The 26,189-nt window shown below is 59.4% G+C and carries 23 protein-coding genes; 14 read left to right on the top strand and 9 right to left on the bottom strand.

What is annotated here, in order from left to right; translation table 11 throughout:
* The first annotated feature begins 167 nt into the window (after positions 1-167).
* Positions 168-1,847 (top strand): MFS transporter, encoded by a 1,680-nt coding sequence (locus CKW38_RS04685; protein WP_095111992.1) that lies wholly within the window; start codon positions 168-170, stop codon positions 1,845-1,847.
* A gap of 118 nt (positions 1,848-1,965) precedes the next feature.
* Positions 1,966-2,181 (top strand): hypothetical protein, encoded by a 216-nt coding sequence (locus CKW38_RS04680; RefSeq protein ID WP_095111991.1) that lies wholly within the window; start codon positions 1,966-1,968, stop codon positions 2,179-2,181.
* Between the two features lie 521 nt (positions 2,182-2,702).
* Here the strand turns inward: CKW38_RS04680 and CKW38_RS04675 are convergent.
* A complete protein-coding gene (locus CKW38_RS04675; RefSeq protein WP_095111990.1) occupies positions 2,703-3,473 on the bottom strand; it encodes a DUF72 domain-containing protein in 771 nt (256 codons plus the stop codon).
* Positions 3,474-3,632: 159 nt separating this feature from the next.
* Complete coding sequence (locus CKW38_RS04670; protein WP_095111989.1) at positions 3,633-5,420, bottom strand: thiamine pyrophosphate-requiring protein; 1,788 nt, start codon at positions 5,418-5,420, stop codon at positions 3,633-3,635.
* 185 nt (positions 5,421-5,605) lie between these two features.
* Here CKW38_RS04670 and CKW38_RS04665 point away from each other — a divergent pair, with 185 nt between their 5' ends.
* Positions 5,606-6,376: an APH(3')-II family aminoglycoside O-phosphotransferase gene (locus tag CKW38_RS04665; RefSeq protein WP_095111988.1), complete on the top strand. Its 771-nt coding sequence runs from the start codon at positions 5,606-5,608 to the stop codon at positions 6,374-6,376.
* A 131-nt stretch (positions 6,377-6,507) separates the two neighbouring features.
* On the opposite strand, the gene CKW38_RS04660 is transcribed toward CKW38_RS04665, so the two are convergent.
* The gene (locus tag CKW38_RS04660; protein ID WP_007913109.1) at positions 6,508-6,783 is read right to left on the bottom strand and encodes a DUF2798 domain-containing protein; all 276 of its coding nucleotides are present in this window, start codon (positions 6,781-6,783) and stop codon (positions 6,508-6,510) included.
* Between the two features lie 123 nt (positions 6,784-6,906).
* Between CKW38_RS04660 and CKW38_RS04655 the strand changes: the two genes are divergently transcribed.
* The 3 genes from CKW38_RS04655 to CKW38_RS04645 all read left to right on the top strand — a co-directional run bounded on the left by CKW38_RS04655 (position 6,907) and on the right by CKW38_RS04645 (position 9,411).
* A complete protein-coding gene (locus tag CKW38_RS04655) occupies positions 6,907-7,833 on the top strand; it encodes a LysR family transcriptional regulator (protein ID WP_095111987.1) in 927 nt (308 codons plus the stop codon).
* 88 nt (positions 7,834-7,921) lie between these two features.
* Positions 7,922-8,998: an alpha/beta fold hydrolase gene (locus tag CKW38_RS04650; protein WP_095111986.1), complete on the top strand. Its 1,077-nt coding sequence runs from the start codon at positions 7,922-7,924 to the stop codon at positions 8,996-8,998.
* A 2-nt stretch (positions 8,999-9,000) separates the two neighbouring features.
* The gene (locus CKW38_RS04645; protein ID WP_007913096.1) at positions 9,001-9,411 is read left to right on the top strand and encodes a GFA family protein; all 411 of its coding nucleotides are present in this window, start codon (positions 9,001-9,003) and stop codon (positions 9,409-9,411) included.
* A 59-nt stretch (positions 9,412-9,470) separates the two neighbouring features.
* Here CKW38_RS04645 and CKW38_RS04640 read toward each other — a convergent pair whose 3' ends face one another.
* Positions 9,471-10,346: a LysR substrate-binding domain-containing protein gene (locus CKW38_RS04640; RefSeq protein WP_095111985.1), complete on the bottom strand. Its 876-nt coding sequence runs from the start codon at positions 10,344-10,346 to the stop codon at positions 9,471-9,473.
* Between the two features lie 166 nt (positions 10,347-10,512).
* On the opposite strand from CKW38_RS04640, the gene CKW38_RS04635 reads away from it, so the two are divergent.
* The 4 genes from CKW38_RS04635 (at position 10,513) to CKW38_RS04620 (ending at position 15,870) form a co-directional block, all read left to right on the top strand.
* A complete protein-coding gene (locus CKW38_RS04635; RefSeq protein ID WP_007913092.1) occupies positions 10,513-11,133 on the top strand; it encodes a LysE family translocator in 621 nt (206 codons plus the stop codon).
* A gap of 111 nt (positions 11,134-11,244) precedes the next feature.
* A complete protein-coding gene (yghU, locus tag CKW38_RS04630; RefSeq protein WP_007913089.1) occupies positions 11,245-12,084 on the top strand; it encodes a glutathione-dependent disulfide-bond oxidoreductase in 840 nt (279 codons plus the stop codon).
* A gap of 274 nt (positions 12,085-12,358) precedes the next feature.
* A complete protein-coding gene (locus CKW38_RS04625) occupies positions 12,359-14,536 on the top strand; it encodes a TonB-dependent siderophore receptor (RefSeq protein ID WP_095111984.1) in 2,178 nt (725 codons plus the stop codon).
* 140 nt (positions 14,537-14,676) lie between these two features.
* Positions 14,677-15,870 (top strand): GAF domain-containing sensor histidine kinase, encoded by a 1,194-nt coding sequence (locus tag CKW38_RS04620; RefSeq protein ID WP_095111983.1) that lies wholly within the window; start codon positions 14,677-14,679, stop codon positions 15,868-15,870.
* Here CKW38_RS04620 and CKW38_RS04615 read toward each other — a convergent pair.
* From CKW38_RS04615 to CKW38_RS04605, 3 genes are all read right to left on the bottom strand, one after another.
* Positions 15,867-16,508 carry a LysE family translocator gene (locus CKW38_RS04615; protein WP_007913084.1) on the bottom strand — a complete coding sequence of 214 codons (642 nt, stop codon included), beginning with the start codon at positions 16,506-16,508 and terminating at the stop codon, positions 15,867-15,869. The two genes, CKW38_RS04620 and CKW38_RS04615, sit on opposite strands and share 4 nt — an antisense overlap.
* A gap of 739 nt (positions 16,509-17,247) precedes the next feature.
* Entirely contained in the window at positions 17,248-17,589 is a 342-nt protein-coding gene (locus CKW38_RS04610; RefSeq protein ID WP_095111982.1) for a hypothetical protein, read from the bottom strand.
* Positions 17,590-17,675: 86 nt separating this feature from the next.
* A complete protein-coding gene (locus tag CKW38_RS04605) occupies positions 17,676-18,320 on the bottom strand; it encodes an ATPase (protein WP_095111981.1) in 645 nt (214 codons plus the stop codon).
* A gap of 171 nt (positions 18,321-18,491) precedes the next feature.
* Between CKW38_RS04605 and CKW38_RS04600 the strand changes: the two genes are divergently transcribed.
* The 3 genes from CKW38_RS04600 to CKW38_RS04590 all read left to right on the top strand — a co-directional run bounded on the left by CKW38_RS04600 (position 18,492) and on the right by CKW38_RS04590 (position 20,548).
* On the top strand, positions 18,492-18,740 hold the full coding sequence (locus tag CKW38_RS04600; protein WP_095111980.1) for a hypothetical protein: 249 nt from the start codon (positions 18,492-18,494) through the stop codon (positions 18,738-18,740).
* A gap of 147 nt (positions 18,741-18,887) precedes the next feature.
* Positions 18,888-20,045, top strand: coding sequence for a GGDEF domain-containing protein (locus CKW38_RS04595; protein WP_095111979.1), 1,158 nt, complete (start codon positions 18,888-18,890; stop codon positions 20,043-20,045).
* A gap of 8 nt (positions 20,046-20,053) precedes the next feature.
* A complete protein-coding gene (locus tag CKW38_RS04590; RefSeq protein WP_095111978.1) occupies positions 20,054-20,548 on the top strand; it encodes a PaaI family thioesterase in 495 nt (164 codons plus the stop codon).
* Here CKW38_RS04590 and CKW38_RS04585 read toward each other — a convergent pair.
* Positions 20,545-20,991 (bottom strand): hypothetical protein, encoded by a 447-nt coding sequence (locus tag CKW38_RS04585; RefSeq protein WP_007913077.1) that lies wholly within the window; start codon positions 20,989-20,991, stop codon positions 20,545-20,547. The two genes, CKW38_RS04590 and CKW38_RS04585, sit on opposite strands and share 4 nt — an antisense overlap.
* 155 nt (positions 20,992-21,146) lie before the next feature.
* A complete protein-coding gene (locus CKW38_RS04580; protein WP_007913075.1) occupies positions 21,147-23,351 on the bottom strand; it encodes an OsmC domain/YcaO domain-containing protein in 2,205 nt (734 codons plus the stop codon).
* Between the two features lie 221 nt (positions 23,352-23,572).
* Here CKW38_RS04580 and CKW38_RS04575 point away from each other — a divergent pair, with 221 nt between their 5' ends.
* On the top strand, positions 23,573-26,185 hold the full coding sequence (locus CKW38_RS04575) for an EAL domain-containing protein (protein ID WP_095111977.1): 2,613 nt from the start codon (positions 23,573-23,575) through the stop codon (positions 26,183-26,185).
* The last annotated feature ends 4 nt before the right edge of the window (positions 26,186-26,189 follow it).

Below are 26,189 nucleotides of genomic sequence, written 5' to 3'. Positions count from 1 at the left end.
ATCTGGCAAAAGCTGATTATGCTTCAGGAAACCTTGCAGCCATGCGAGGCGGTCAGACTGTGCAAGTTTCACGCGAAAGCAATGGCGGTATTTGCCACAAGGCCAGAGTGCGATAAGCAGTAACGGGGGACTCCGGCCTTCAACAATAAGCACGACGGAGAACACCCATGGCCACAATCGACACAGCATCCACCGGCAGCCCACCGCGCAGCGGCGGCATCACCAAAGAGGAGCGCAAGGTTATCTTCGCCTCGTCCCTCGGTACGGTTTTCGAGTGGTACGACTTTTATCTCTACGGCTCACTGGCGGCGATCATCGCCAAGCACTTCTTCGCCGGCGTCAACGAAACCACCGCGTTCATTTTTGCCCTGCTCGCCTTTGCCGCGGGCTTCGCGGTGCGGCCGTTCGGGGCGATTGTGTTCGGCCGGCTCGGCGACATGATCGGGCGCAAACACACCTTCCTCATCACCATTGTCATCATGGGTGTGTCGACAGCGATCGTCGGTATTTTGCCCGGCTACGCGACCATCGGTGTCGCTGCCCCGGTCATCCTGATTACCCTGCGCCTGCTGCAGGGTCTGGCGCTGGGTGGCGAGTATGGCGGCGCCGCGACTTACGTGGCCGAGCACGCGCCGCGCAACAAACGCGGGTTCTTCACCTCGTGGATTCAAACCACTGCGACGCTTGGGCTGTTTCTGTCGTTGCTGGTGATCCTCGCCTGCCGCACCGCGCTGGGCACTGAAGCCTTCGAGGCGTGGGGCTGGCGGATTCCGTTCCTGCTGTCGATCCTGCTGTTGATCGTCTCGGTGTACATCCGCCTGCAACTGAGCGAGTCGCCGGTGTTCCAGAAAATGAAGGCTGAAGGCAAGGCGTCGAAGGCGCCGCTGACCGAGTCCTTCGCGCGCTGGGACAATCTCAAAGTAGTGATCATGTCGCTGCTCGGCGGTACTGCCGGGCAAGCAGTGGTCTGGTACACCGGACAGTTTTACGCGTTGTTCTTTCTGTTGCAGACGCTGAAGATCGACCCGCAAACCGCCAACCTGTTGATCGCCGGCTCACTGCTGATTGGCACGCCGTTCTTCGTGATTTTCGGCAGCCTCTCCGACCGCATCGGGCGCAAGCCGATCATCATGGTCGGCTGCATGCTGGCGGCGATGACCTACTTCCCGATCTTCCACGCGCTGACCCAGTACGGTAACCCCGACGTGTTCATCGCTCAGGAGAAGAACCCGGTCAAAGTGATCGCCAACCCCGATCAATGCTCGTTCCAGTTCGACCCGGTGGGCAAGGCCAAATTCACCAGTTCCTGCGACCTGGCCAAAACCCTGCTGGCAAAACGCGCGATACCGTATGAGAACGTGATCGCCGAACCCGGCACCGTCGCGCAAGTGCGCATCGGCGACAAAGTGGTCGAAAGTTTTGAAGGCAGCGCTCTGCCGGCCACCGACTTCAAGGCTCGCAACGATGCGTTCACCGCGACCCTCGGCAGCGCACTCAAGGAGGCCGGTTATCCGGAGAAAGCCGATCCGGCGAAAACCAATTACCCGATGGTGCTGCTCCTGCTCACCGTGCTGGTGATCTACGTGACCATGGTCTACGGCCCAATTGCGGCGTGGCTGGTCGAGCTGTTCCCGACCCGCATTCGCTACACCTCGATGTCGCTGCCGTATCACATCGGCAATGGCTGGTTCGGTGGCTTCCTGCCGACCGTGGCGTTTGCCATGGTCGCCGCGACCGGGGACATCTATTACGGCTTGTGGTACCCGATCGTGATTGCGGTGATGACGGCGATACTCGGTACGTTCTTCCTGCCGGAAACCAAGGATCGCGACATTCTCAAAGACTGAAAACCGTCAGCGCGCCCTCTCCATCGCGGGAGGGCGCCATTCGGCACTACCCGGCAAAAATATCGAACGCCTGCCGCACTGCCTGCCTCCAATGTTTACACCCCTGGAGGTCACCAACATGAACAACGACGAGAACCCCCCCAAAGCCCCGCCAACCGACACGTCTGGCAAACCGGTGAATGTGGTCGAGCGCGATCTTGAAGACCGGGACGATGACACCGAAGCCGTGGATAAGGTCATCACGCCCTCGTCCACGAGAGTGAAGGAGCAGGACGCCGAGACGCTGCAGCGCAAGATCGATGAGATAGAGCGCAAAGTGGCCGATGGTAATTAGTGGTTTTGCAGGCGATCGCGACAGTCTGTTCGATCTCCCCCCTCACCCCAGCCCTCTCCCCCAAGGGGCGAGGGGGAAAGGGAGCCGATTTGTGGGCTTTTCAAATCTTGCGTTCAACTCGGTATTTCAAGTCGGCGTTACTTGCACAAACACCTCGGTAAGTCCCCTCTCCCCCAAGGGCGAGGGGGAAAGGGAGCCGATTTGTGCGCTTTTCAAATCTTGCGTTCAACTCGGTATTTCAAGTCGGCGTCATTTGCATGAACACCTCGGTAAGTCCCCTCTCCCCCAAGGGCGAGGGGGAAAGGGAGTCGATTTGTGCGCTTTTCAAATCTTGCGTTCAACTCGGTATTTCAAGTCGGCGTTACTTGCACAAACACCTCGGTCAGTCCCCTCTCCCCCAAGGGCGAGGGGGAAAGGGAGTCGATTTGTGCGCTTTTCAAATCTTGCGTTCAACTCGGTATTTCAAGTCGGCGTTACTTGCACAAACACCTCGGTCAGTCCCCTCTCCCTCTGGGAGAGGGCTAGGGTGAGGGCTTCTTCGCCAGGTTGAGTTTCACGGCCACACATTCCTGCTCCCAATCGGCCGTCGGTGTGGCCAGCGTCAAGGCGTTGCCCAGCGCTGCGCCGCTGGCGGTGTTGTCGAATATGCACCAGGTCGCAGCACCTGCTGCGGCCGCTGATTGCAGAGCTTGTGCGAGGTCTAGCAGATAAGTTGAATCGTAGGCGCTGTGGTAAATGCGCGGTGAGCCGTGCAGGCGCCAATACCGGGTTCCGGCCCAGCCACTGGGCGCAGCATCATTGCTGATGCGCGAGGGATCGACGGTTGTTTGGGCGATCTGCCAAGTCATCAACATCGGCTCAGCGATGATCCACGATTCATGCCGTGGCTCGAGCACCACAGGGCCGCAGAAGCGCTGACGCAGTATCTTAAAAAAGGCTTCGGCGATGGTGGCGTCGAACGCCAGTGATGGCGGCAATTGCACAAGCAAGCAACCGAGGCGCTCGCCCAACCCGCCGCACTCAGCCAAAAACTTGTCCAGCGCTGCCTCACATCCCGCCAGGCGTAATTCATGGGTGATGTGTTTGGGCATTTTCACCGAAAAGCGAAAGTCCTCCGGTACGCCATCGGCCCAGCGCTCGTAGGTTTGCCGACGATGCGGGCGGTAGAACGAACTGTTGATTTCCACGCAATTGAGGCGTGCGGCGTAGCGCTGCAAATGCGTGCCTTCCACCGGAAATGCCGGCCAATGCTCGCGCCCCAGACTCCAACCTGCACAGCCCACGAAAATCATCAACTTACCTCTTGTCGTGCCCACTCGATCGGTGATCGTTCCCACGCTCCGCGTGGGAATGTTGCCCGTGACGCCACGCGTCACTGGACGCAGAGCGTCCCTAGAGGCGTTCCCACGCAGAGCGTGGGAACGATCAACAGTTGCCTGTCGATTAACCGGTTACTTTTTTCCGGGCAACACCGAGCCGAGCACCTGCTTGGCGGTTTGCAGGATCACCCCGGCCTCATCCGGATCGCCCTTGAGCAGCGTCGTGGCGAATTTCTTCGCCTGCTCAAGTTTGATGTGCGGTGGCAGCGGCGGCACATTCGGATCAGTCTTGAACTCGATCAACACCGGCACCTCCGAGGCCAGTGCCTGCTCCCAGGCAGCGGCGACGTCTTCTTCGCGATCGACAAAAATGCCCTTCAGGCCAATGGAGATGGCGAACAAGTGGTAAGGCACATCGGGGATGCTTTGCGAAGCTTCGAATTTCGGATCGCCCTCCATCACCCGCTGTTCCCACGTGACCTGATTAAGGTCCTCGTTGTTGAACACCGCGCAGATCCATTTCGGGCTCGCCCACTGTCGCCAGTATTTGGCGACGGTAATCAGCTCGGCCATGTTGTTCATCTGCATCGCGCCATCGCCCACCAGCGCGATGACTGCACGTTCGGGATAGGCGAACTTGGCGGCAATCGCGTAAGGCACAGCGGCGCCCATGGACGCCAGCCCACCGGACAATGAACACTGCATGCCACGGCGAATCTTCAGATCACGGGCAAACCAGTTGGCGCACGAGCCGGAGTCGCTGGTGATGATTGCCTGATCGGGCAGGCGCGGTGACAATTCATACACCACCCTTTGCGGGTTGACCGGGTCAGCCTTGGCCATCGCGCGTTTTTCCAGGGTTTTCTCCCAGCTGCCGCGCCAGCCTTCGACTTTCTTGCGCCACTTGCCAGAGGTTTTCTGCTCAAGCAGCGGCAACAACGCCGCGAGTGTTTCCGCCGAGTCGCCAACCAGATTGACCTCCATCGGGTAGCGCAGGCTGAGCATGTCGGGCTGCAAATCGATTTGCACGCCCCGCGCCAGACCTTCCTTGGGCAGAAACTCCGCGTAGGGAAAACCCGAACCGATCATCAGCAAAGTGTCGCATTCGCTCATCAGCTTGTAGCTTGGCTCGGTGCCGAGCAGGCCGATGCTGCCGGTGACCCAAGGCAGATCGTCGGGTAACGCGGCCTTGCCTAAAAGAGCCTTGGCGACGCCCGCGCCGAGTTTTTCGGCCACCGCGATGACCTGATCGGTCGCCTGCAAAGCCCCCGCGCCAACCAGAATCGCGACCTTCTCGCCCGCGTTCAAAACGTCAGCGGCACGCTGCAGATCCACGTCATACGGCAACACTTTGGGTTTCGTGTAACCCACCCCGGAATGCGCGGTGCCATGGGCGCGTGCCGGTGCTTCGTATTTCAGCTCCTGCAAATCGTTAGGCAGAATCAGCGCGGTTACCCGGCGTTCGCCCACGGCCGTGCGCACGGCCCGGTCGAGCAGATGCCGCACCTGCGAAGGCGCCGACGCCTGCTGCACAAAGGCCCCGGCGACATCCTTGAACATCGACACCAGATCCAGCTCTTGCTGGTAGTGACTGCCCAGCGCCGTGCGTGCCTGCTGGCCGACAATGGCCAACACTGGCATGTGGTCCATGCGCGCATCGTAAAGGCCGGTGATCAGGTGCGAGGCGCCTGGGCCGGAAGTGGCAATGCACACGCCCAGCTCACCGGTGAACTTGGCGTGTGCCGAGGCCATGAACGCAGCCATCTCTTCATGGCGCGCCTGGACGAATTCGATTTTTCCCTTGGCCCGACTGAGCGCGCCGAACACGCCGTTGATGCCGTCACCCGGGTAACCAAAAATCCGCGTAACGCCCCATTGGCTGAGCCGCTCGACCAGAAAATCCCCCACTGTCATCGTCATCTCGATCCTCGTCTTTCTCCGCTGCATGGAGCTGTCCCGGCAGCACATCCGCCGGGAGGTGTAAGGGTCTGGACACTCGGGGCGTTGGCGAAGTTTCGATGGATTTCTGCGCGCCGATCCTTGTTTGCGAACAAAACCGCCAGAGCGGCACAATGCGCACATCGATAATGACAAGGACAAAAGACATGGATTTCCCAGCAGCATGGCGCAGCCAATTTGCCGGTGCGGCCATTGAACAGCAGACCATTGGCGAATCGCGCGCTGATGTATGGCGGATCACGCCTGCCGGGGCTGCGCCGCAATTCGTCAAAACCGAACAGGTGATGACCTGGGGCGAGTTGCCCGGTGAAGTGCAGCGGTTACGCTGGATGACGACTCAGGATTTGCCGGCGCCGCGAGTGCTCGACACCACCACACAAGCGCAACACAACTGGCTGTTGATGACCGCCGTGGCCGGTCGCGATCTGGCCAGCAGCGAGCACCTCTCGCCGCAGCAGATCGTCACGCTCGCAGCCCAGGCGTTGCGCGCACTGCATGCGGTCGCGATCGACAGTTGCCCGTTCGATCATTGCCTGGAGCAGAAGATCACACGGGCCCGCGAACACCTGCTCGCCGGGCTGATCGATGAAGAAGACTTCGACGACTCGCGCCTCGGACAATCCGCCGAGGAAGTGTTCGAGCAGTTGCTCGCCACACGCCCGGCGCACGAGGATCTGGTGGTGACTCATGGCGATGCGTGCCTGCCCAACCTGCTCGCTGCCAATGGTCGTTTCAGCGGGTTTGTCGACTGCGGACGCCTGGGCGTTGCCGATCGTTATCAGGATTTGGCGTTGGCTGCGCACAGCATCACGGACAACCTCGGCGAGCAGTGGCTGCCCTTGTTTTTCGAGGTGTATGGCGTGGAGCCGGATCAGCAGCGGATCGCCTTTTATCAGTTGCTCGATGAATTTTTCTGAGACCCCACAAGACCTACAGGTTGGCGGTGAGGCCATTCGCGAGCAGGCTCGCTGCCACCCGGAATTGAGTTCCAATGTGGGGCGAGCCTGCTCGCGAAGACGTCAGAACAATCACTGCTGACGTGGCGGTTTCAACAATGCGGATGCACTGTCCACGCGACCAGTTTGATCACGATCGGCCGCACGATGAGGATGCACAGGAACGCCGCAGGCATCGCCAGCTTGTAGGCGTGCAAGGCATTACCCAGGTAATCATTATCAATGCCGGAGTTGGCGGCAGTGATCACCAGCGACATCAGAAACGCCATGATCGTCGCCATGTACAACGCAAACACATAAGGCGTGGCGCGCGGCGACAGCTTTCGACGGCCAAGGATCATGGCTTCGGAATTTGTTGGTTGATTCATAAGGCGTTTCCATCCATTGACAGGGAGACCGCACGTTAGCAAAGCCCTCCGGCTGCAACTAGACGCTCAACCGCAGGTACTTTATAAAGCAGAACTTACGAATAAACCCTCAGCGGGACATGGATGAATCTGTTAGCGGCGATTGCCAGCTTTATCAAAGTGGTTGAAGCCGGCTCGATTGTCGGCGCCGCCAAGACCTTGGGCGTGAGCGCGGCGGCGGTGAGCCAGACGATCAATCGGCTGGAGGCGCATCTCGGCGTGCGCCTGTTGCAGCGCACCACGCGCAGCATGGCGCTGACCGAAAACGGCGCGGTTTACTACGAGAAAGTTCGCCGTATTGCGGCGGACCTGGAAGCCGCGCAAAGCTCGATCAGCAGCGATGAAACCGAGTTGCAGGGCCGCTTGAGTATCGCGTCGACGTCTGCGTTCGGCCGCCATGTGCTGGCCTCGCTGATCGCCGGTTTCGCTGCTCGGCATCCGCGTCTGCTCATCGAACTCTCGACCACCAATGGCAAGATCAACCACATCCAGGACGGCATCGATCTGAGCCTGCGGATCAAACCGCAACTGGAGGACGGCATCGTCGCGCGCAAGATCGTTTCACTGCCCTTCGTCATGTGCGCCGCGCCGGCCTATCTACAACGCGCCGGTCGCCCGCAATCACCAGACGACCTGCAAAACCACGCTTGCCTGGCCTTTCGTTATCCCTTGGACGGGCGTTTTCTGCGCTGGAGTTTTACTCGCGACGGCCGGCGTTTCGATGCCCCGATCAATGCCACCGCCGTCAGTGATGACATCGATGCATTGGCGCAAATGGCGGTCCACGGCGCCGGGGTCACCCGGCTGGCGGAGTTTGTCGCGGCACCTTATCTGGCGAGCGGGCAATTGGTGCCGCTGTTTGAACACAGCGACGCCACCCACTCCGCTGTCGAGCCGATGGACATCTACGCCTGCGTACAGGAACGCGCGGCGATGACGCCGAAGGTCAAAGCCTTTCTGGACTATCTGACAGCGCATCTGGCCACGCGCTGGCCGATGGAAAATGTTTAAGACGCAGGGATCAAAGAGGCTCGCTGAAGCGCGCGAAATCGGGCAAAGTTCACCTCGCCCATTCGGCCCATCACGGAAGATAACAACAATGAAAAAGTCTCTCGGCGCCTTGCTACTGATCTGCTTGAGCAGCCACGTATTCGCTGATACCCGACCCGTCGGTTTCCAGTACGCCACGCTGGCCGACCCGCGCAACGAGCGCCCGCTGGAAATGGTCGTCTGGTACCCGAGTGCGACCACGGATGCGACGCCCCAATTGTTCGGTGACAACCCGGTCTTCGTCGGCGCCCCTGCCGTGCTCGACGCCCCAGCCGCCAAGGGTGAGCATCCATTGGTGGTGATTTCCCACGGCAACGGCGGCAGCTGGATCAACCAGACGTGGCTGGCCAGTGCGCTGGCCCATCAGGGTTACATCGTCGCCGCGGTCAACCATCCCGGCACTACCAGCCGCGATCGCAGCCCGCAAGCAGCAGCGCAACTGTGGCAACGCCCCGTTGACCTCAGCCGTGCCATTGATGCGGTAACGGCGCAACCGGGTAAATTCGGTACGGTGGCCAAGGATCGAATTGCCGTTATCGGCCATTCTCTCGGTGGCTGGACGGTGCTGGAAAGCGGCGGCGCGCGCTTCGACCCCAAGCGCTTTGCTGACGACTGCAAAGTCCAAACGCAATTGATCAGTTGCACGGCGTATCAACAGATGAACACTGAAAGCACGGCGCAATCGAAATCTCAGCTCGCCGCCGATTGGCGTGACAAGCGCATCACTGCCGTGGTGTCACTGGACCTGGGCCTGTCACGCGGGATGACCGATGCAAGCCTGGCGACCTACCCCGTACCGATCCTGGTGATCGCCGCCGGCGTACCGTCGAAAGAACTGCCCGCGCAACTGGAATCCGTCGACCTCGCCAAACGCCTGCCGAAAACCTCATCGCGCTTCGTCGAGATCAGCGACGCCAGCCATTTCACCTTTATGGCGATTTGCAAACCTGGCGCCGTGGCCATACTCGACAAAGACGTACCGGGCGACAGCATCATCTGCACCGATGGCGAGGGTGGCCGTCCACGCGCGGTGATTCAGCAGCAAGTGATTTCCCTGATTACCGGGTTTCTGGCGCAGTCACCCGACAGCCTGAAACACGCCATCACTTTTAAGGACTCCCAATAATAATGCTCACGCCCTCCCCTCAAACCTTCCGGGGCAGTTGCCTGTGCGGTACGGTGAAATACCAGATTCGCTCACGGCCCAAAGCACTTTCGCACTGCCACTGCAGCCAGTGCCGCAAAAGCCATGGTGCGGCATTTGCCAGCTATGGCAGCGTGCTGCGCCAGAATCTGGAATTGCTGGCGGGGGCCGATCAAGTCAAGTCTTACCGTTCTTCTGAAGCGGTACAGCGCCAGTTCTGCTCGCACTGCGGCTCGTCACTGTTCTGGGCGCGTGATGAGGGTGAGCACAGGGAATGGATTTCGGTCGCGCTGGGCACGCTGGACACAACGTTCACCAGCGAAAAACAGCAACACGTCGAAGTGACGTCGAAGGCGCCGTGGTTTGAAATCAAGGATCAATGGCCGCAGCGCTGAGTTGAGCTGATTGTGCGCCAGGCGTTAACAGGTTCGTTGCAGCAGCTCTGTTCAGGAGGTCAGCGATGAGAACGGCACACACTCATCGCTTCAGTCAGCCACACTCGGAAGGCGGTGCTGTTGGCGCAGTTTTCGAACGGCCGTGGCGATAGCAGGCAGTAAGTCGATCCGTCCTGCGTAAAACCGAACGGTGCGATCAATTGCCCGGACTCCAGCTCACTTTGCACCATCAGAAAAGACGCCATGCCGATGCCCTGGCCGGCCAATGCCGCTTGGATGCACAGATAGAAATGTTCGTAGTCGACGCGACTGCCGTCCGGTACGCCTTGGCCGACAAGCCGCAGCCAGTTGTCCCATGCCAGCGGACGCGTTTTGCTGCGTAACAGGCAGGCGCCGCGCAAATCAGCGGACTCGGGCTTTTTCGAGGGCAGGCAAACCGGGCCTATCCACTCCTGGCAAATCGTCACGGCATGAACCGATTCATCCCAGTGAAAATCGTCTCGGCGGATCGCCAGGTCAGCACCTGAACGGGCGAAGTCGATCGGCCCTCCGGCAGTCAGCAGTTGCACCTGAATGTGCGGGTGGCTGCGGTGAAAGTCGGGCAGACGCGGGATCAGCCATTTCATGGCGATGGTCGGCTCGCAAGACACCACCAGCACATCGTCATGGCGCTCTTGCTGCAAACGATAAACCACCCCTTCCAACTGCTCGAACATCGGTCGAGTGACCTCGAACAACAGGCGACCGGCCTGATTGAGAAAGATCGCCCGGTTGCGCCGTTCAAACAACTCGACCCCGATCGCCTCCTCCAGCAAACGCACCTGACGGCTCACCGCGCCGTGAGTGACGTGCAACTGTTGCGCGGCTTTGACGAAACTCTGGGTCTGCGCGGCGGTGTTGAAAAAACGAAAGGCAGCCAATGGAGGCAAGTTCATATAGACGACGATTTCTCACAGATTTACGCGACTATAAATCGTTTTTTCTGCAGACGAAAATTCTTCATCATTCGCGCCAAACGCCGTACTGATCACGATCCTGGTCGCGTCATGCAGCGCGACATCTGTGAGTTAACGTAGCGCAAATAATGAATGGAGAATGTTGATGAATGAGTTGTTTCTGATGATCGCCATCACGATGTTGGCGGTGATCAGCCCTGGCCCGGACTTTGCCATGGTCACCCGCAACAGTTACGCGTTCGGGCGACGCAGTGGCTTGATGGCGGCGCTGGGCATCGCCTGTGGCGTGCAGGTTCATGTGCTCTACACAGTGTTTGGCGTGGCCGTGATCATCACGCAGTCGCCCTTGTTGTTTATGGCGATGAAACTGCTGGGCGGCGGATACCTGGTTTATCTGGGCATCAAATCTTTTACCAATACCTCGGTGATGACGTTTGCGGACGCTGGCGGCTCGGCCCCCTCAGCCTGGGCGGTGTTTCGCAGCGGTTTTCTGACCAATGCACTGAATCCGAAAACCATGCTGTTTGTCGTCGCGGCATACAGCCAGTTTGTTCAGGCCGGTAGCTCGCTCGCCATTAACTTCGCGTACGGATTGTTTATGTCGCTGGCCCACTGGCTGTGGTTCAGTCTGGTCGCGTTGTTCTTCTCCACAGAGGGATTGCGCCGCCGCATGCTGGAAAAACAGCGAGTCATTGACCGGGTGATTGGCACCGCCCTGATTGGCCTTGCCGCATGTTTATTGATTCCGGGGATTGGCCAGTCTTGAATGCAGGGGACATTTGGCCTGGCGACCTCTGGATTACACAGCGAGTTCTGTGGTGTCCTGTCTCTTATCAGCGAGGTATTTTTTCCACTTGCCAACGAAGAGGCCCCTTAGATGAGCAAAGCGCCGTATGTTCCGCCCCAGGTCTGGAAAAACGAAGCCCCGTCAGGAGGACAGTTCGCCAGTATCAATCGACCGATTGCCGGCCCCACCCATGACAAGACGCTGCCAGTCGGCAAACATCCGCTGCAGCTCTACTCGCTGGCCACGCCCAACGGCGTCAAAGTCACGATTCTGCTGGAAGAGCTGCTAGCGCTGGGACACAGCGCTGCCGAATACGATGCCTGGCTGATTCGCATTGGCGAAGGTGATCAGTTCTCCAGCGGTTTTGTCGAGATCAACCCCAACTCGAAAATCCCGGCGCTGCTGGACCGGAGCGTTGAGCCGCCGATTCGTGTGTTCGAATCCGGTTCGATCCTGCTGTATCTGGCCGAAAAGTTCGGCGCCTTCCTGCCGAAAGACCCGGCTGGCCGCACCGAAACCTTGAATTGGCTGTTCTGGCAAATGGGCGCCGCGCCGTACCTGGGCGGTGGTTTCGGGCATTTCTATGCCTATGCGCCGGAAAAGATGGAGTATCCGATCAACCGCTTCACCATGGAAGCCAAGCGCCAACTGGATGTGCTCGATCGGCGCCTGGCCGAAAGCGCCTACTTGGCCGGCGACAGCTACACCATCGCCGACATCGCGGTCTGGCCGTGGTACGGGCAACTGGTGCGCAACAACGTTTATTCCGCCGCCGAGTTTCTCGCGGCGCACGAATACACGCATGTGCAGCGCTGGGCCGAAGACATCGCCAAACGGCCGGCAGTCATTCGTGGGCAACGCGTCAATCGCACGTGGGGCGATGAAGCGACTCAAGTGCCCGAGCGACACGACGCCAGCGATTTAAACTGACAACCCTGTTCGTCATATTCACCCACTGAGCACGCCCCTCAGCAGCGCCGGTCACCGACCTTTGTGACCGGTCTGCTACATCTCATTTGCCCCCCAAAAAACCACGACTCTGCGCCAACCCGCGCCACAGAGCGGTCAGCCAATTGTGAAAAATTCGTTAACTAACTAAGCCGTACGGCTTTCTTCACCCGGAATGATCTGACACACTAATGCGAATAATTCCTACACGCACTCGCACTGGATTCGTTTTCGTATCATTTGGGGAAGCAGATTGATGTCGTTTCGCACCATTCACCGCCGTTCAAACCGTTCACCTAACCTGTTGGCGCTCGCCATCTGCATGGCCAGCATCGCACCGGCACTGGCCGACGAGACAACGCCCGCCACGCCTGAAAAAACCGCGCCGACCACGCTGGAACTGGATGCGACGGAAATCGGCGCCACGCAGATGAGCAGCACCACCGAGGACACCCAGTCTTACACCACTGGCCCGATGCGGACGGCGACCAAGCTGTCGCTGACCATGCGCGAAACGCCTCAGGCGGTGACGGTGATCACCCGTCAGCGCATGGACGACCAGAACATGACCAGCATCAACGATGTGGTGCAAGGCACGCCGGGACTGTTCCTCAGTCAGGCCAGCGGTCCAGGGCGGCAGACGTACAGTTCACGCGGTTTCGACATCGACACCATCATGTACGACGGCTTGCCGAGTTCCTACTCGCCCTTTTCGATGGCGGTGCAACCGAACCTGGCGATGTTCGATCGCGTCGAAATCGTCCGCGGTGCGACTGGCCTGGTCACCGGCGCCGGCAACCCTTCGGCGGCGATCAACCTGGTGCGCAAACGTCCGACCGCCGATCAACGCGTCACCCTCACTGGCGCCGCCGGCAGTTGGGATGACTACCGTGGCGAGATCGACGCCTCCAGCCCGTTGAACGAAAGTGGCACCCTGCGTGGCCGCGTGGTCAGTTCCTACCAGGGCGCCGACAGCTTCCGCGACAAGGAAGAAAACGATCATGGTTTGTTCTACGCCATCGGTGAAGCCGACCTGAGCGACAGCACCACCGCGACCCTCGGCTTCTCGCGGCAGAATGAGCAAACCAACTATTTCTGGGGCGGCCTGCCGATTGGCACCAACGGCCATCACCTCGATCTGCCCCGCTCCACCTACCCGGGTACCGACTGGGAAAACCGCAAGCTGCAAATCGACACCGTGTTCGGTGAAGTCGAGCATCGCTTCGACAATGACTGGAAACTGCACGTCGCCGGCTCGTCCTCGACCCTCGACGGCGAGTTCTCCGGGACTTACCTGTCGCGTTACGCGGGCCCGCTGGAAACCACCGCTTATCAATCCCATCACACCGACAAGCAACACTCGCTCGACGTGTTTGCCAGCGGCCCGTTCGAAGCGTTCGGCCGCAGCCACGAACTGGTGGTCGGCGCCAGCAACCGCGTATATGACGCGACCACCAAGGAATACGATCCGTACACCACGGCCTGGCCGATTGGCGCGCCCAAGCCTGATTTCGTGCGTGACGGCAAAACCCGCAACGTCACCACCCAGGACGCGGTGTACCTGACCACCCGCCTGAGCCTGGCCGATCCGCTGACGCTGATCCTCGGCGGCCGTCTCGACTGGTACGACTACGATGACCGCTCCGGCGATGGCGATTACAAGGTCACTCGTAACGTCACTCGCTATGCCGGTCTGATCTACAAACTCGACGACCATCACTCGGTGTACGCCAGCTATACCGACATCTTCACCCCGCAAACCCAGAAGGACCTCGGCGGCAAGGTGCTCGAGCCGATCGTCGGCGAAAACTACGAGGTGGGCATCAAGGGCGAGTACTTCAACGGCGCCCTCAACGCCAGTCTGGCGGTGTTCCAGATGGACCAGACCGGCCGCGCCACCCAGGCCGACACTCAGTTCGGCTGCCCGGTCCTGACCTGCTACGGGTCATCGGGCAAGGTACGTAGCCAAGGCGTGGACATGGAACTGCAAGGCGCGCTGACCGAAAACTGGCAGGTCGGCGCCGGCTACACCTACACCCGCGCGCACTACATCAAGGACGAGAACCCGGCGAACAACAATCAGCGTTTCGATACCGACACGCCTGAGCATCTGTTCAAGGTCTCCACCGTGTACCGCTTCCAGGGTCCGCTGCAACACCTGCGCGTGGGTGGCAACGTTTACTGGCAGAGCCGCATGTACAACGATGTCGCCCTGGCCAATAACGGCAGCTACCGCCTCGAACAGGGTGGCTACGCCGTCACTGATCTGATGGCCGGGTACGAGGTCAACAAACACCTGGATCTTCAGGTTAACGCGAACAATATCTTTGACCGCGTCTACTACTCCGCCATCGGCTCCAATGTCACGTGGGGTTCCAACGACAACTATGGCAACCCGCGCAGCTACATGCTGACCGCCAAATACAAGTTCTGAGTCACTGACGTTCTGATCAGCAGCAATAAACAAGGGCGCCTGGGACATCCACGGCGCCCTTGTACTTTCTGGCCGCTGGATTAGTCATGAGCAGTAATAACCGTTAGTCTCTGAGCGAACTCTTCACGAAGCATCGCGCTATGACCAATCCGGCCTTTACCCCCGACATCGACGCGATCCGCAGCATTGAAGCTGTTCCGGTCATCCTGAGCATGGTCAAGCACCTCACGGGCATGCGTTTCGCTGCGGTAGCGCGGGTCACCGAAAGCAACTGGGTGGCGTGCGCCGTCGATGATTCTATTGATTTCGGGCTCAAACCCGGTGGCGAGCTGGTACTTGAATCGACTATCTGCCACGAGATCCGCCAGCATCAACAACCGGTGATTTTCGGGCACGCCAGTGCGCACCCGGTCTTTTCGCTGCACCACACGCCGAAAACCTATGGCCTGGAAAGCTACATCTCCATTCCCATCGTCAAAGCCAATGGCGACTTCTTCGGCACTCTGTGCGCTATCGACTCGGTCCCGGCCAATATCGACGAACCGGCTATTACCAAAACACTGACCTTGTTCGCTCAATTGATCGCCATGAACCTGGACACGCAACGCCATCTGGAAGCGACCCAAATCGAGCTGGACAACGCCAATGAACTCGGGCGCCTGCGCGAGCAATTCATCGCCGTACTCGGCCACGACTTGCGCACACCACTGAGCGCCGTGCGCATGAGCGCCGACCTGCTGCAAAGCAAAACCGAAGACAAGCGCTCGCTCAACCTGATTGCGGCGATCCGCAATAGCTCGGTGCGCATGGGCGTGCTGATCGAAAACATCCTTGACTTTGCCCGAGGACGCCTGGGCGGCGGGATTCCGGTGCAGCGCAAGCTGGTGGACGACTTGCAGCACACCCTGCAATTGACCCTTGCCGAGGTTCAGGCGTCCCATCCGCAGGCGAAATTCATTCATGAACTGGATGTGCCGGCAGGCGTCTATTGCGATGCGCTACGGATCAGCCAATTGCTTTCCAATCTGCTGGGCAATGCGGTTACCCACGGCTCGAACAGCACACCGATCGTCCTCAATGCTTGTGCAGAAAACGACGAGATCGTGATTTCCCTGACCAATCAGGGCACGCCGATTTCAGCGCAGCTGATGCCACTGCTGTTCGAACCGTTTTCCCGCGCCGAAGCCGGGCAGCGTTGCGAGGGTTTGGGGTTGGGACTTTATATCGCGTCGCAGATAGCGACGGCGCACAACGGCACCTTGAGCGTGACCTCAAGCGCCGAGTTGGGAACCTGCTTCGTGGCGAGATTCCCGGCCCGGTTCAAATGGGTTTAAGCCGCCTGCCGACGCATCGTCAGAATCGCTGCGCCAAAACCGATAAACGTTGAACCGACCACACGACTGACCCAACGGGACAACGCCGGCCGGGTCAGCACGCCCTTGGCGCGGGAAGCCAACGCGGCGTACACGCTCAGTGACGACACCGACAACGCCATGAAGATCGAAGTCAGGATCAGAAACTGCGGCAACAGCGCGGCGCCCTGATCAATGAACTGCGGAAACAATGCGGTAAAAAACATCGTCGCCTTGGGATTGGTCACCGCCGTCAGGAACGCCGACTTGTACAACTTGCCGCGAGTCGGCCGCACCATGCTCGCCTCCCCCTCGACACCCTCCGGCAGCATCGGGCCCTTCTTGAACAGCTGCTTGACCCCGAGGTAGAACAGATACCCGGCCCCGATGATTTTTACCGCATTGAACAGAATTTCCGAACTGGCCAACAACGCCCCCAGCCCCAACATCGCCGCAGCCGACAGACAGAACAAACCACTGGCATTGCCCAGCGAAGACCAGATCGTGCTGCGCTGCCCATGCGCGAGACTGTTATTGATCGCCATCAAAGTCGCCGGCCCGGGGCTGGCGATGGCAATTGCGGCGACCAGAGTGAAGGTCAATATCGAGTGAGAATCCATTTCCGCTGCTCGCATAAGTGAAGTCGCCGCATGTTACAGCAACCTGCTGCATAGCCCAGATCAAAAGCCCCTCACCCTAGCCCTCTCCCAAAGGGAGAGGGGACTGACGGTGGTGTTTGGGAGAGTTACGCCGACGTGCGATACCGCGTTGAACTCAGATTTTGAAAAGCCCACAAATCGGCTCCCTCTCCCTCGGGAGAGGGCTGGGCGGGCGGCGTTCCGATGAAGGGCAGCAACAACGCAAATCAAAAGCCGAACACCCGCGCCCTTCACCACTCAATAGGCCGAGTATCAGCTCGCCTGCTCTTGATCTTGATCCACGGGCGACGTCGGAAGGCTGAGTGGAGGGATTGATCCGGGCGTGGGAGCGCAGCGACCGTTTGGCGCAGCCAAACACAGCGGGAGTAGGTGCAGCGAAGCAAACCGGAGACGCTGCGCCCGGATCGATCCCGCAGCGAAGGAACCCCGAGCCCCAGCGAGCGGGCCGCACGCAGGAGCAAGCGTTTTTTGCTTACTTTTTTTGGCGTTTGAAAAAAAGTGAGTCGCCGTAAGGGCGAAACCGTAATAAGCCATCACCGCAGCAACGGATATTCACAAAGAACACCCCGAGCATGGTCGGCCCAAAGGCCGCCAAGCCCAAACAAAAAAAAGCCCCGCAGCCACATAAAGGCGCGGGGCAAAAAATTGGTTGGTTGCGGCCAACCAAAGGAGCTCAGTCAAATCCATACAAAAGCGAAAATCAGATGCAATCCTGCGCAGCCCGCTCAAAACTCGAAGGCAAAAGATTCGAAGCCAACAAATGCCGCTCATAAATAAACACCTTGCCGCCATTACCCGCCTTGTACGCCTCAAGCACGTTGTCAGCAGAAATCTTGCTCGGCACCACAATCCGGTAACTACGCTGAGTCTGCGAAACCGTCGGGTTCAACGCACTGCCCTGCAACTTCGGCACAACACAATCGGCGTACTGCGCAGGCGTCTTGCTGGTCTGCAAAGTAAGGCTCGGGTTATTCGGCGCCGAAGCACAACCGGCGAGCAACAAAGAAGCAAAGGCCAAAGCAGGCACAAAGAAAAGACGCATCGGTGTCATCCTGAAAATAAAGGTTCGGTTCAACCGGCAACGGTTCAGCCTCACGGAGCCGCCGTCGCCATTTATGTTTTAAGTGATCAGCTCGACGCCACCAGCGCCTTGAGCGACACATCGAATTGCTTCAAGGCGTTGAGTTGCAAGTCACGCTGCCTGTCGATTTGTGCAGCAATGACCGGTGCCGCCTGGTTATGCACCCACACCGAAGGCAGCTGTTTCTCGACGGCGCCTTCAGCCTTGCCGATGTATTGCAGGTCGGCGTCGTAGAAACGTGCGGTGAAACGCGCTTCGACCAGGCTGTTTTGCTGCGTCAGCAAACGATTGAAGGTGTCGAGTTTCACCACGATGTCCGGATGCGCCTGTACCAACGCATCAAGGTTGTCGTAAACGGTCACGGACAAGAACTGCTGTTGCAGCGAACTTACCAGCCAGTCGATGGCCAATTCCGGATCGGAACTGCTGACAAAGGCTTCTCGAATCCGCGAATCCAGCGCACCTTTCGCACCGTTGACCGCCATGTCGTGGTAACGCCCAAGGTATTGCAGGTTGTCCAGCGTGTTCTCACTGAGCAACACGCCCACGGTTTGCGAATGCTGCAACGTGGCGCTGCTGCCCGTGATGGTCTGGAAGTGACACGACCCGGCGTCGGCTGCGTAAGTCGGGGCTGTGAACAGTGCGCCGCCTGTCAGCAACGCGACCAAAGCCAATCGGGTCAGTGTGTTCATCGCGCAAATTCCTTGAGCTGCGTGTTCGATGGGAGTGATTTTCCGCCGATCGCCAACAAAGCAGAACTTGCGTTTCGTGATGGTCACTATTACTTCTAGCAATAGTTGCGCGACGTGCAGACTGATACACACTCAATCACAACGAGAAAAACATGAAATGAGGAGTTCGCCTTGAGAACGTTTGACCTGATCCGAGACGCCGTTTTGCCCGATTTCCGCGAGCGCGTGGCCGAGTATCTGGTTCAGTACGAAAGCGTATTGCTGAACAAAGACGCGACCGACCCGCAGATCATCACCGACACCGCCAACCAGCTGCGCGGCTACCTGCGCGGGCTCAACACCACGCGGGTGCTGGGTATGGCGTATTGGGAAGAACTGGATCGTCGAGTTGTCGACACTTGGCTCACGCCCGAGCAATGACCGATCGGCACGGTGATCAGGGCGGCGGTCAGCAACCGCGCCCTCCCCGCTGCCAATGGTCTGCGCGGCAACACGACCTCTGCGAAAAAACCGCCCGAACGCTTACAATCGCCGGTCTCACCGCCAATCAGACAGGCTCATCCAGAAATGCCGCTCGACCCACCTACGATGCTGACCATTTCCATCGCCCTCGCAGCCGCCGCCTCGCTGTATCTGGCGATCGAGTGGCGCAGCATTCGTGAGCCTTCGCTACTGTTCTGGAGCGCCGGTTTCGCCACCATCACCGTCGGCTCCACCCTGGCTCTGCTGCGCAGCAGCGGCTTTTTGCTGATCGGCATCTGGTTCGCCAATGGCTTGCTGGTGACCGCGCACTTCCTGTTCCTGCTTGGCGTGGCACGCTTTACCCAGATACGCCTTTCGCCGGCCTGGTATCTGATCTTCGCCACTTGGCTGGTCATGCTGTTGTTGCCGGACGGGCCGCTGTGGTCGAAGGTCATGCTGGCGGCCAATTCGCTGCTGGTGGCGCTGTCGACCCTCAAGGCCAGTTCACTGCTGCGCCCCCACGGCAAGTCGCTGAGCGTCGGTGCGGTGCAGTTGCGTTACGTCCTGCTCGGTCACGGGATCTTCTACGTGGCCAAAGCCCTGACCGTGGTGATCCCCGGCACGTTGATCGATCTGGCGGCGTTTCGTGGCGAGATCATTCAGATTTCCCTGGTCGAGGGTGCGATGGCAATCATGTTGATCGCCCTGTCGATGACCGGCACCGAACGTTACCGTCGGGAAAAACAGATCGCCCGCCTCGCCGAGCGCGACCCGCTGACGGCCCTGTACAACCGCCGCGCCCTGGAAAAACGCGCACCGCGCTTGCTCGAACACGTATCGCCGGAGCATCCCGGCGCCCTGCTGCTGATCGACATCGACAATTTCAAACTGGTCAACGACCAGTACGGCCATACCGCCGGGGATCGTTTGCTGATCGCACTGAGCGAGATGATCCGCTCGGTGCTGCCGCGCAATGCGCTGACAGCGCGCCTGGGCGGTGACGAGTTTGTCATCCTGCTCAACAGCGCTTCGAGCGAGCGCGTCATGCAACTGGGCAACACACTGCGCGAGCAGTTTCTGAGCACCACTTCACAGACATTCCCCACTACTGCCGCCGTGACCCTGAGCATCGGCGCCAGCCTGTTCGACAAACCGCCAGCCAACCTCACCGCGCTGATCGAGCAAGGCGACGCCGCCCTCTACGAATCGAAACGCGGCGGGCGCAATCGCTTGCGCCTGACCGGACTCACCACGCCAGGATAATAAAAACCATGTCCAGCCTCGATACTCCTCTGCAAGACCTCGCCGCGCCCGAAGGCGTCTGCTACGGCTGCGGCGGCCGCAACCCGCACGGCCTCCACGTCAAAAGCCATTGGCATGAAGACGGCGTGCACGTCATTGCCGAACACCTGCCGGAGGCCAAATACTGCGGCTGGCCGGATCTGGTCTACGGTGGCCTGATCGCCATGCTGGTCGACTGCCATTCCAACTGGACGGCGATGGCGTATCACTACCGCGCAGAAAACCGCGAACCCGGCAGCCCGCCGCGCATCGACTGCGTCACCGGCAACCTTGGGATCAAATTCATCAAACCGACACCGATGGGCGTGCCGCTGACTCTGCGCGCGAAAGTCGAGGGTGACGTCGGGCGCAAGACCCGGGTGATCTGTGAGGTGTTTGCCGGGGACGTGTTGACGGCGGTGGGTGACTCGGTGTTTGTGCGAGTGGATACCGAGCTGCTGGCGAATGCGGCGCATGGTCGTTAAGCGTTAGAAGACCGTTTGAGCACCGCAGTCGAGACCCGTGGCACGATCATCCTTTCGATCAGCGCCACGACCTCTTTAGCGCCATAGCAGCGGAATTTGACGCTACCAGCGTCGGTGTCCAGACGGATGATCTTGGTGAAGAATCCACCTTCGTTGGCGACAGCGCGGATCATACCGATCGGAATCTCGATGTCTAACGTACCGTCCTGAACCATGCGATTCAGGGCGTTGGCATTGAGGTGAACCGCCGTTTTGGTCAGCACCATCTTCCCACCGACCCACAGACCGCCATAGGCTTGCTTGAACGACTCCATGACCCCGGCCACCACGTCGACATTGCCGGCGCCAACAGCATCGTAAAACTCACCCACCTCCTCGTAATTTACCTCGACATCAGCTACCAGAAAGTTGACCAGTTTGGACTTTACAATCTTTTCCGACATTTACACTTCTCCCTGATTTTAAATCATCGTCCGTGACTTCAGACGCTCGTGGCAAATTCTAGCACTTGGCCACTACTCACCTATAAGACATTCACACGATTCAAGACTTGCAGGTAAAAAAAGCACCCGAGGGTGCTTTTGTTCTAGCGCAGATATCAGCGCGACAAAGCCGTCACATTCGCCCGCGCTGTGTGCAACTTCTTATAGCTCTCGATCAAGCGCAAATGCCGATCCAGCCCTTCCAGCTTCATGCTGGTCGGCGTCAGGCCATAGAAGCGCACGCTGCCATTGACCGAGCCAATCGCCGCGTCCATGCGCTCGTCACCGAACATCCGGCGGAAGTTGGCTTCGTAGTCTTCCAGCTCGAGGTCTTCGTCGAGTTCCATCTCCAGCACCACGTTGACCGCTTGATAGAACAAGCCGCGCTCAACGGTGTTGTCGTTGTACTGCAGGAACGCTTCGACCAGATCCTTGGCCTGTTCGTACTTCTGCAGGGCGAGGCAGATCAGCAGGCGCAGTTCCAGAATGGTCAGCTTGCCCCACGGCGTGTTGTCGTCGAACTCGACGCCGATCAGCGTGGTGATCTCGGTGTAATCGTCCTGCTCGCTGTTTTCCAGGCCTTGGGCGAGGTTGCGCAGGCCGACCTTGCTGAGGTTGTGCAGGTTGAGGATGTCGGCGCGAAATTGCAGGGCTTTGTTGGTGTTGTCCCAGATCAGGTCTTCGACCGGGTAGATCTCCGAGTAGTCCGGCACGAGGATGCGGCAAGCCTTGGCGCCGATGTGCTCATAGACCGCCATGTAGACTTCTTTGCCCATGTCTTCGAGGATGCCGAACAGCGTTGCGGCTTCTTCGGCGTTGGAGTTTTCACCCTGGCCTGAGAAGTCCCACTCGACGAATTCGAAATCTGGTTTGGCACTGAAAAAGCGCCACGAAACCACACCGCTGGAATCGATAAAGTGCTCGACGAAGTTGTTCGGTTCGGTGACGGCCTGACCGGAGAACGTCGGCTGCGGCAGATCGTTGAGGCCTTCGAAACTGCGGCCCTGCAGCAGCTCGGTGAGGCTGCGTTCCAGCGCCACTTCCAGGCTCGGGTGGGCGCCGAACGAGGCAAATACGCCGCCGGTGCGCGGGTTCATCAGGGTCACGCACATCACCGGGAACTCACCGCCCAGCGACGCGTCCTTGACCAGCACCGGGAAGCCCTGCTCTTCCAGGCCTTTGATGCCGGCGAGGATGCTCGGGTATTTCTCCAGTACTTCTTGCGGCACGTCCGGCAGGGCCATTTCGCCTTCGAGGATTTCGCGTTTGACCGCGCGCTCGAAGATCTCCGACAGGCACTGCACCTGTGCTTCGGCGAGGGTGTTGCCGGCGCTCATGCCGTTGCTGAGGTAGAGGTTTTCGATCAGGTTGGACGGGAAGTACACCACTTCATTGTCCGACTGGCGCACAAACGGCAGCGAGCAGATGCCGCGCTGGGTGTTGCCGGAGTTGGTGTCGAACAGGTTCGAGCCGCGCAGCTCGCCGTCACGGTTGTAAATCTTCAGGGTGTAGTCGTCGAGGATCTCGCTCGGCAACTCGTCTTTCGGGCCCGGTTTGAACCACCGCTCGTCGGGGTAGTGGACGAATTCGGCGTTGGCGATTTCTTCGCCCCAGAACTGATCGTTGTAGAAGAAGTTGCAGTTCAGACGTTCGATGAACTCGCCCAGCGCCGAGGCCAGTGCGCCCTCTTTGGTCGCGCCCTTGCCGTTGGTGAAGCACATCGGCGAATGCGCATCACGGATATGCAGCGACCAGACATTGGGCACGATGTTGCGCCACGAAGCGATTTCGATCTTCATGCCCAAGTCGGCCAAAATTCCCGACATGTTGGCGATGGTCTGTTCCAGCGGCAGGTCCTTACCGGCGATGAAGGTGCCTGCGTCCGAGCCGGCCACCGGCATCAACAGCGCCTGGGCATCGGCGTCGAGGTTGTCGACTTCTTCGATGATGAATTCCGGACCGGTCTGCACGACCTTCTTCACCGTGCAGCGGTCGATGGAACGCAGGATGCCCAAACGATCTTTCTCGGAGATATCCGCCGGCAACTCCACCTGGATCTTGAAGATCTGGTTATAGCGGTTTTCCGGGTCGACGATGTTGTTCTGCGACAGACGAATGTTTTCCGTGGGGATGTTGCGCGTGTCGCAGTACAACTTCACAAAGTACGCCGCACACAACGCCGACGACGCCAGAAAGTAATCGAACGGCCCCGGTGCCGAACCATCGCCCTTGTAGCGAATGGGCTGATCGGCGATCACCGTGAAGTCGTCGAACTTGGCTTCAAGTCGAAGGTTGTCGAGAAAATTGACCTTGATTTCCATGCGGGATTACCAGAATACGGCTAAACGAATGGGCGCCATTATCCGGTTTTTGCGCGGGAAGTCTTGCCCTTTCGGGAATCGCCGCTGATCGGCGCGCTGCACTCGGGGAGGCAAATCACGCGGGCTTCACTACGCTTTCAATGCAGTCGCCGAGAAGAATCTGAACATTGCGCCCGCGCCGTGGTTCTAGATTCAGAAGACAGCGGATCAAGGACGAGCACATGGACCTTTCCAGCTATGCAGCCCCGCTTCCACCGCGCCAGAGCGCCGTCACCCGCCGCCTGGCCTTCGCGGTCGGTGCGCTGTTTGTCAGCGGCGTGATTGCGGCGGCGGTCGCTTTGCTGGGTATCGCCGAGCGCCTGGACAGCGAAGAGGTCAACAAAACCCGCTTTTACTCGGCTCGCGCGCTGGAAAACCGCATCACTGCCTCGAAAAACTACATCACCAGCTACGCCTACTGGACCACCGCCTACGAGCATTTGAGCGGTCAGGTCGACACCGACTGGGCCTACACCGAGCAGAACCTCGGCAAGACCCTGTTCACCAGTGACGGCTATGACGGCGTGTTCGTCCTCAACCGCGAAGGCACCCGTTACGCGGTGGTGCGCGGGCAAATGGTCGATGCCGAGCTGTCCGCGTTCGTTCAGGTGAGCGCCACGGAGTTACTCGATCAAGTGCTGGGCCAAGGTGATCTGACCAAGCCGGTCAGTCGCTATTCACTGTTCGAAGGCTGGCCGGCGCTGGTGTCGACGGCAGCGATCATTCCCAACGATGAGCGACCACTCGGCGATCCGCAGACTTCTTCGGTGCTGGTGTTCGTCGACAAACTCACGCCGACCAAATTGCGCCTGATCGGCAGCGGTTACGGCTTGAATAACCTGACCCTGGCACTGGACGATACGCTCGACCCGAACCGCCCTCGCGTGCCGCTGGACAGCACCGGTTACAGCCTGATCGCTGATCTGGAACGGCCCGGACAACATTTACTCTGGTCATTGCTGCCGCCACTCGGCGCAACGATTGTGGTGCTGATGCTGCTGACCGCGTACTTCTTCCGCCATGCCTTGCGCTCATCGCAGTACGTCGACCAGAGTTTTGCCGTCATGCAAACCTCCAATCAGGCGCTGGAACACGCCAATCGCGAGCTGGAAGCCAGCGAAGAACGCTTTCGCGCCGTGGCCGAAGCCGCGTCCGACTGGATCTGGGAAGTCGACCGCAACCTGGCGCTGACGTACCTGTCGGCGCGCTTCAGCGAAGTGACCGGCTACCCGCAAACCCTGTGGCTGGGGCAGGACATCGGCCACCTGTTGAGTTGCGACACCACGCCGCTGGAACTGTGGCTGAGAAAACTGACCGAGGAGAACAGCGCGAGTGACTTGCGTTGCACCTACCGTGACCACTCCGGCCAGACGCGCCATTGTCGGTTGTCCGCCCGGCCAATCTTCGACAAACACGCGGTCATCGGCTATCGCGGCACTGCCAGCGACATCACCGACGAGGTCGCCGCCCATGCGCAGATCCAGCATCTATCGATGCACGATGCCCTCACCGGACTGCCCAACCGCAACAAACTCGCACGTTATCTGGATGAGGCACTGCTGCTCAAGGAGCACGCGCCGCCGCTGTCGCTGCTGATGATCGACCTCGACAACTTCAAACCGATCAACGATTCGCTTGGCCACCCGGCCGGTGATGCCGTGCTGCAGGAAGTCGCCGTGCGCCTGCGTGAATGCACCCGCGAACACGACATCGTCGCGCGACTGGGCGGCGACGAATTCATCGTCGTGCTCAACGGCATGGACAGTCAGCATGAGATCGACAAATTCTGCACCCGCCTGATCGGCAGCCTGCATCAACCGATAGTCTTCGAACATCACCCGCTGCACATCGGCGCCAGCATCGGCATTTCGCTCAGTCGCCGCCACGGCTATGTGCCCAGCGACCTGATCCGTTATGCCGACATCGCTCTCTATCAAGCCAAATCCGAGGGCAAAAACACCTGGTGTTATTTCGAAGCGCACATGAGCGATCAGATCCAGACGCGCCGGCAACTGGAGGATGACCTGCGCCACGCGCTCAAGCACAACGAATTCATCCTGCACTATCAGCCGCGCTACAAGGTCGATGGCAAACACATCGTTTCGGTCGAAGCGCTGGTGCGCTGGCAACACCCCAGCAAAGGCCTGCTCGGTCCGGACCTGTTCATCCCGCTGGCGGAACAGACCGATCTGATTGTCCCGCTCGGTCGCTGGGTGCTGCGCGAAGCTTGCGAAACCGCATTGGGTTGGCCGGAAGACATTATGCTGTCGGTCAATCTGTCACCCGCGCAGTTTGCCGTCAGCGATGTGGTCGAGGATGTTCGCGAGGTGTTGGTACAAACCCGCTTCCCGGCCAGTCGCCTGGAACTGGAGATCACCGAAAACGTGATGCTCAACGACACCGACGGCGCCCTGACCACCATGAATGCCCTGAAGGAATTGGGTGTACGCCTGAACATGGACGACTTCGGCACCGGTTACTCATCGCTCGGTTACCTGCGTGCCTATCCGTTTGACGGGATCAAGATCGACAAGCGCTTCATCGCCTCGATCAGCAGCGGCACCAACGATCGCGCGGTGGTGCAGGCGATCATCGGGCTGGGTAAAGCCATGGGCCTGACCGTGACCGCCGAAGGGGTCGAAACCGAAGAGCAGCTGGATATTCTCGGGGTCGACCAATGCAATGAAGTGCAGGGTTACTTCATGAGTCGGCCGATCGACAAAATCGCGTTTGCGCGGCTACTGCACGATTCCAGGGGCGCACAGCTGAAGGCAAAGAAAGGTCGCGTGACCTGAAGGA

Source organism: Pseudomonas sp. Irchel 3H7, assembly GCF_900187605.1.
In the GTDB taxonomy this organism is placed as follows: Bacteria; Pseudomonadota; Gammaproteobacteria; order Pseudomonadales; family Pseudomonadaceae; genus Aquipseudomonas.
This window is presented reverse-complemented; position numbering and strand designations above follow the sequence as displayed.

Coding starts and splice junctions, on each gene's coding strand:
- CKW38_RS04650 (WP_095111986.1), top strand. CDS start 7,922: ATGAAAAAGTCTCTCGGCGCCTTGCTACTGATCTGCTTGAGCAGCCAC.
- CKW38_RS04610 (WP_095111982.1), bottom strand. CDS start 17,589: ATGCGTCTTTTCTTTGTGCCTGCTTTGGCCTTTGCTTCTTTGTTGCTC.
- CKW38_RS04655 (WP_095111987.1), top strand. CDS start 6,907: ATGAATCTGTTAGCGGCGATTGCCAGCTTTATCAAAGTGGTTGAAGCC.
- CKW38_RS04675 (WP_095111990.1), bottom strand. CDS start 3,473: ATGATTTTCGTGGGCTGTGCAGGTTGGAGTCTGGGGCGCGAGCATTGG.
- CKW38_RS04625 (WP_095111984.1), top strand. CDS start 12,359: ATGTCGTTTCGCACCATTCACCGCCGTTCAAACCGTTCACCTAACCTG.
- yghU (WP_007913089.1), top strand. CDS start 11,245: ATGAGCAAAGCGCCGTATGTTCCGCCCCAGGTCTGGAAAAACGAAGCC.
- CKW38_RS04685 (WP_095111992.1), top strand. CDS start 168: ATGGCCACAATCGACACAGCATCCACCGGCAGCCCACCGCGCAGCGGC.
- CKW38_RS04640 (WP_095111985.1), bottom strand. CDS start 10,346: ATGAACTTGCCTCCATTGGCTGCCTTTCGTTTTTTCAACACCGCCGCG.
- CKW38_RS04605 (WP_095111981.1), bottom strand. CDS start 18,320: ATGAACACACTGACCCGATTGGCTTTGGTCGCGTTGCTGACAGGCGGC.
- CKW38_RS04575 (WP_095111977.1), top strand. CDS start 23,573: ATGGACCTTTCCAGCTATGCAGCCCCGCTTCCACCGCGCCAGAGCGCC.
- CKW38_RS04590 (WP_095111978.1), top strand. CDS start 20,054: ATGTCCAGCCTCGATACTCCTCTGCAAGACCTCGCCGCGCCCGAAGGC.
- CKW38_RS04615 (WP_007913084.1), bottom strand. CDS start 16,508: ATGGATTCTCACTCGATATTGACCTTCACTCTGGTCGCCGCAATTGCC.
- CKW38_RS04660 (WP_007913109.1), bottom strand. CDS start 6,783: ATGAATCAACCAACAAATTCCGAAGCCATGATCCTTGGCCGTCGAAAG.
- CKW38_RS04670 (WP_095111989.1), bottom strand. CDS start 5,420: ATGACGATGACAGTGGGGGATTTTCTGGTCGAGCGGCTCAGCCAATGG.
- CKW38_RS04580 (WP_007913075.1), bottom strand. CDS start 23,351: ATGGAAATCAAGGTCAATTTTCTCGACAACCTTCGACTTGAAGCCAAG.
- CKW38_RS04635 (WP_007913092.1), top strand. CDS start 10,513: ATGAATGAGTTGTTTCTGATGATCGCCATCACGATGTTGGCGGTGATC.
- CKW38_RS04680 (WP_095111991.1), top strand. CDS start 1,966: ATGAACAACGACGAGAACCCCCCCAAAGCCCCGCCAACCGACACGTCT.
- CKW38_RS04645 (WP_007913096.1), top strand. CDS start 9,001: ATGCTCACGCCCTCCCCTCAAACCTTCCGGGGCAGTTGCCTGTGCGGT.
- CKW38_RS04665 (WP_095111988.1), top strand. CDS start 5,606: ATGGATTTCCCAGCAGCATGGCGCAGCCAATTTGCCGGTGCGGCCATT.
- CKW38_RS04595 (WP_095111979.1), top strand. CDS start 18,888: ATGCCGCTCGACCCACCTACGATGCTGACCATTTCCATCGCCCTCGCA.
- CKW38_RS04585 (WP_007913077.1), bottom strand. CDS start 20,991: ATGTCGGAAAAGATTGTAAAGTCCAAACTGGTCAACTTTCTGGTAGCT.
- CKW38_RS04620 (WP_095111983.1), top strand. CDS start 14,677: ATGACCAATCCGGCCTTTACCCCCGACATCGACGCGATCCGCAGCATT.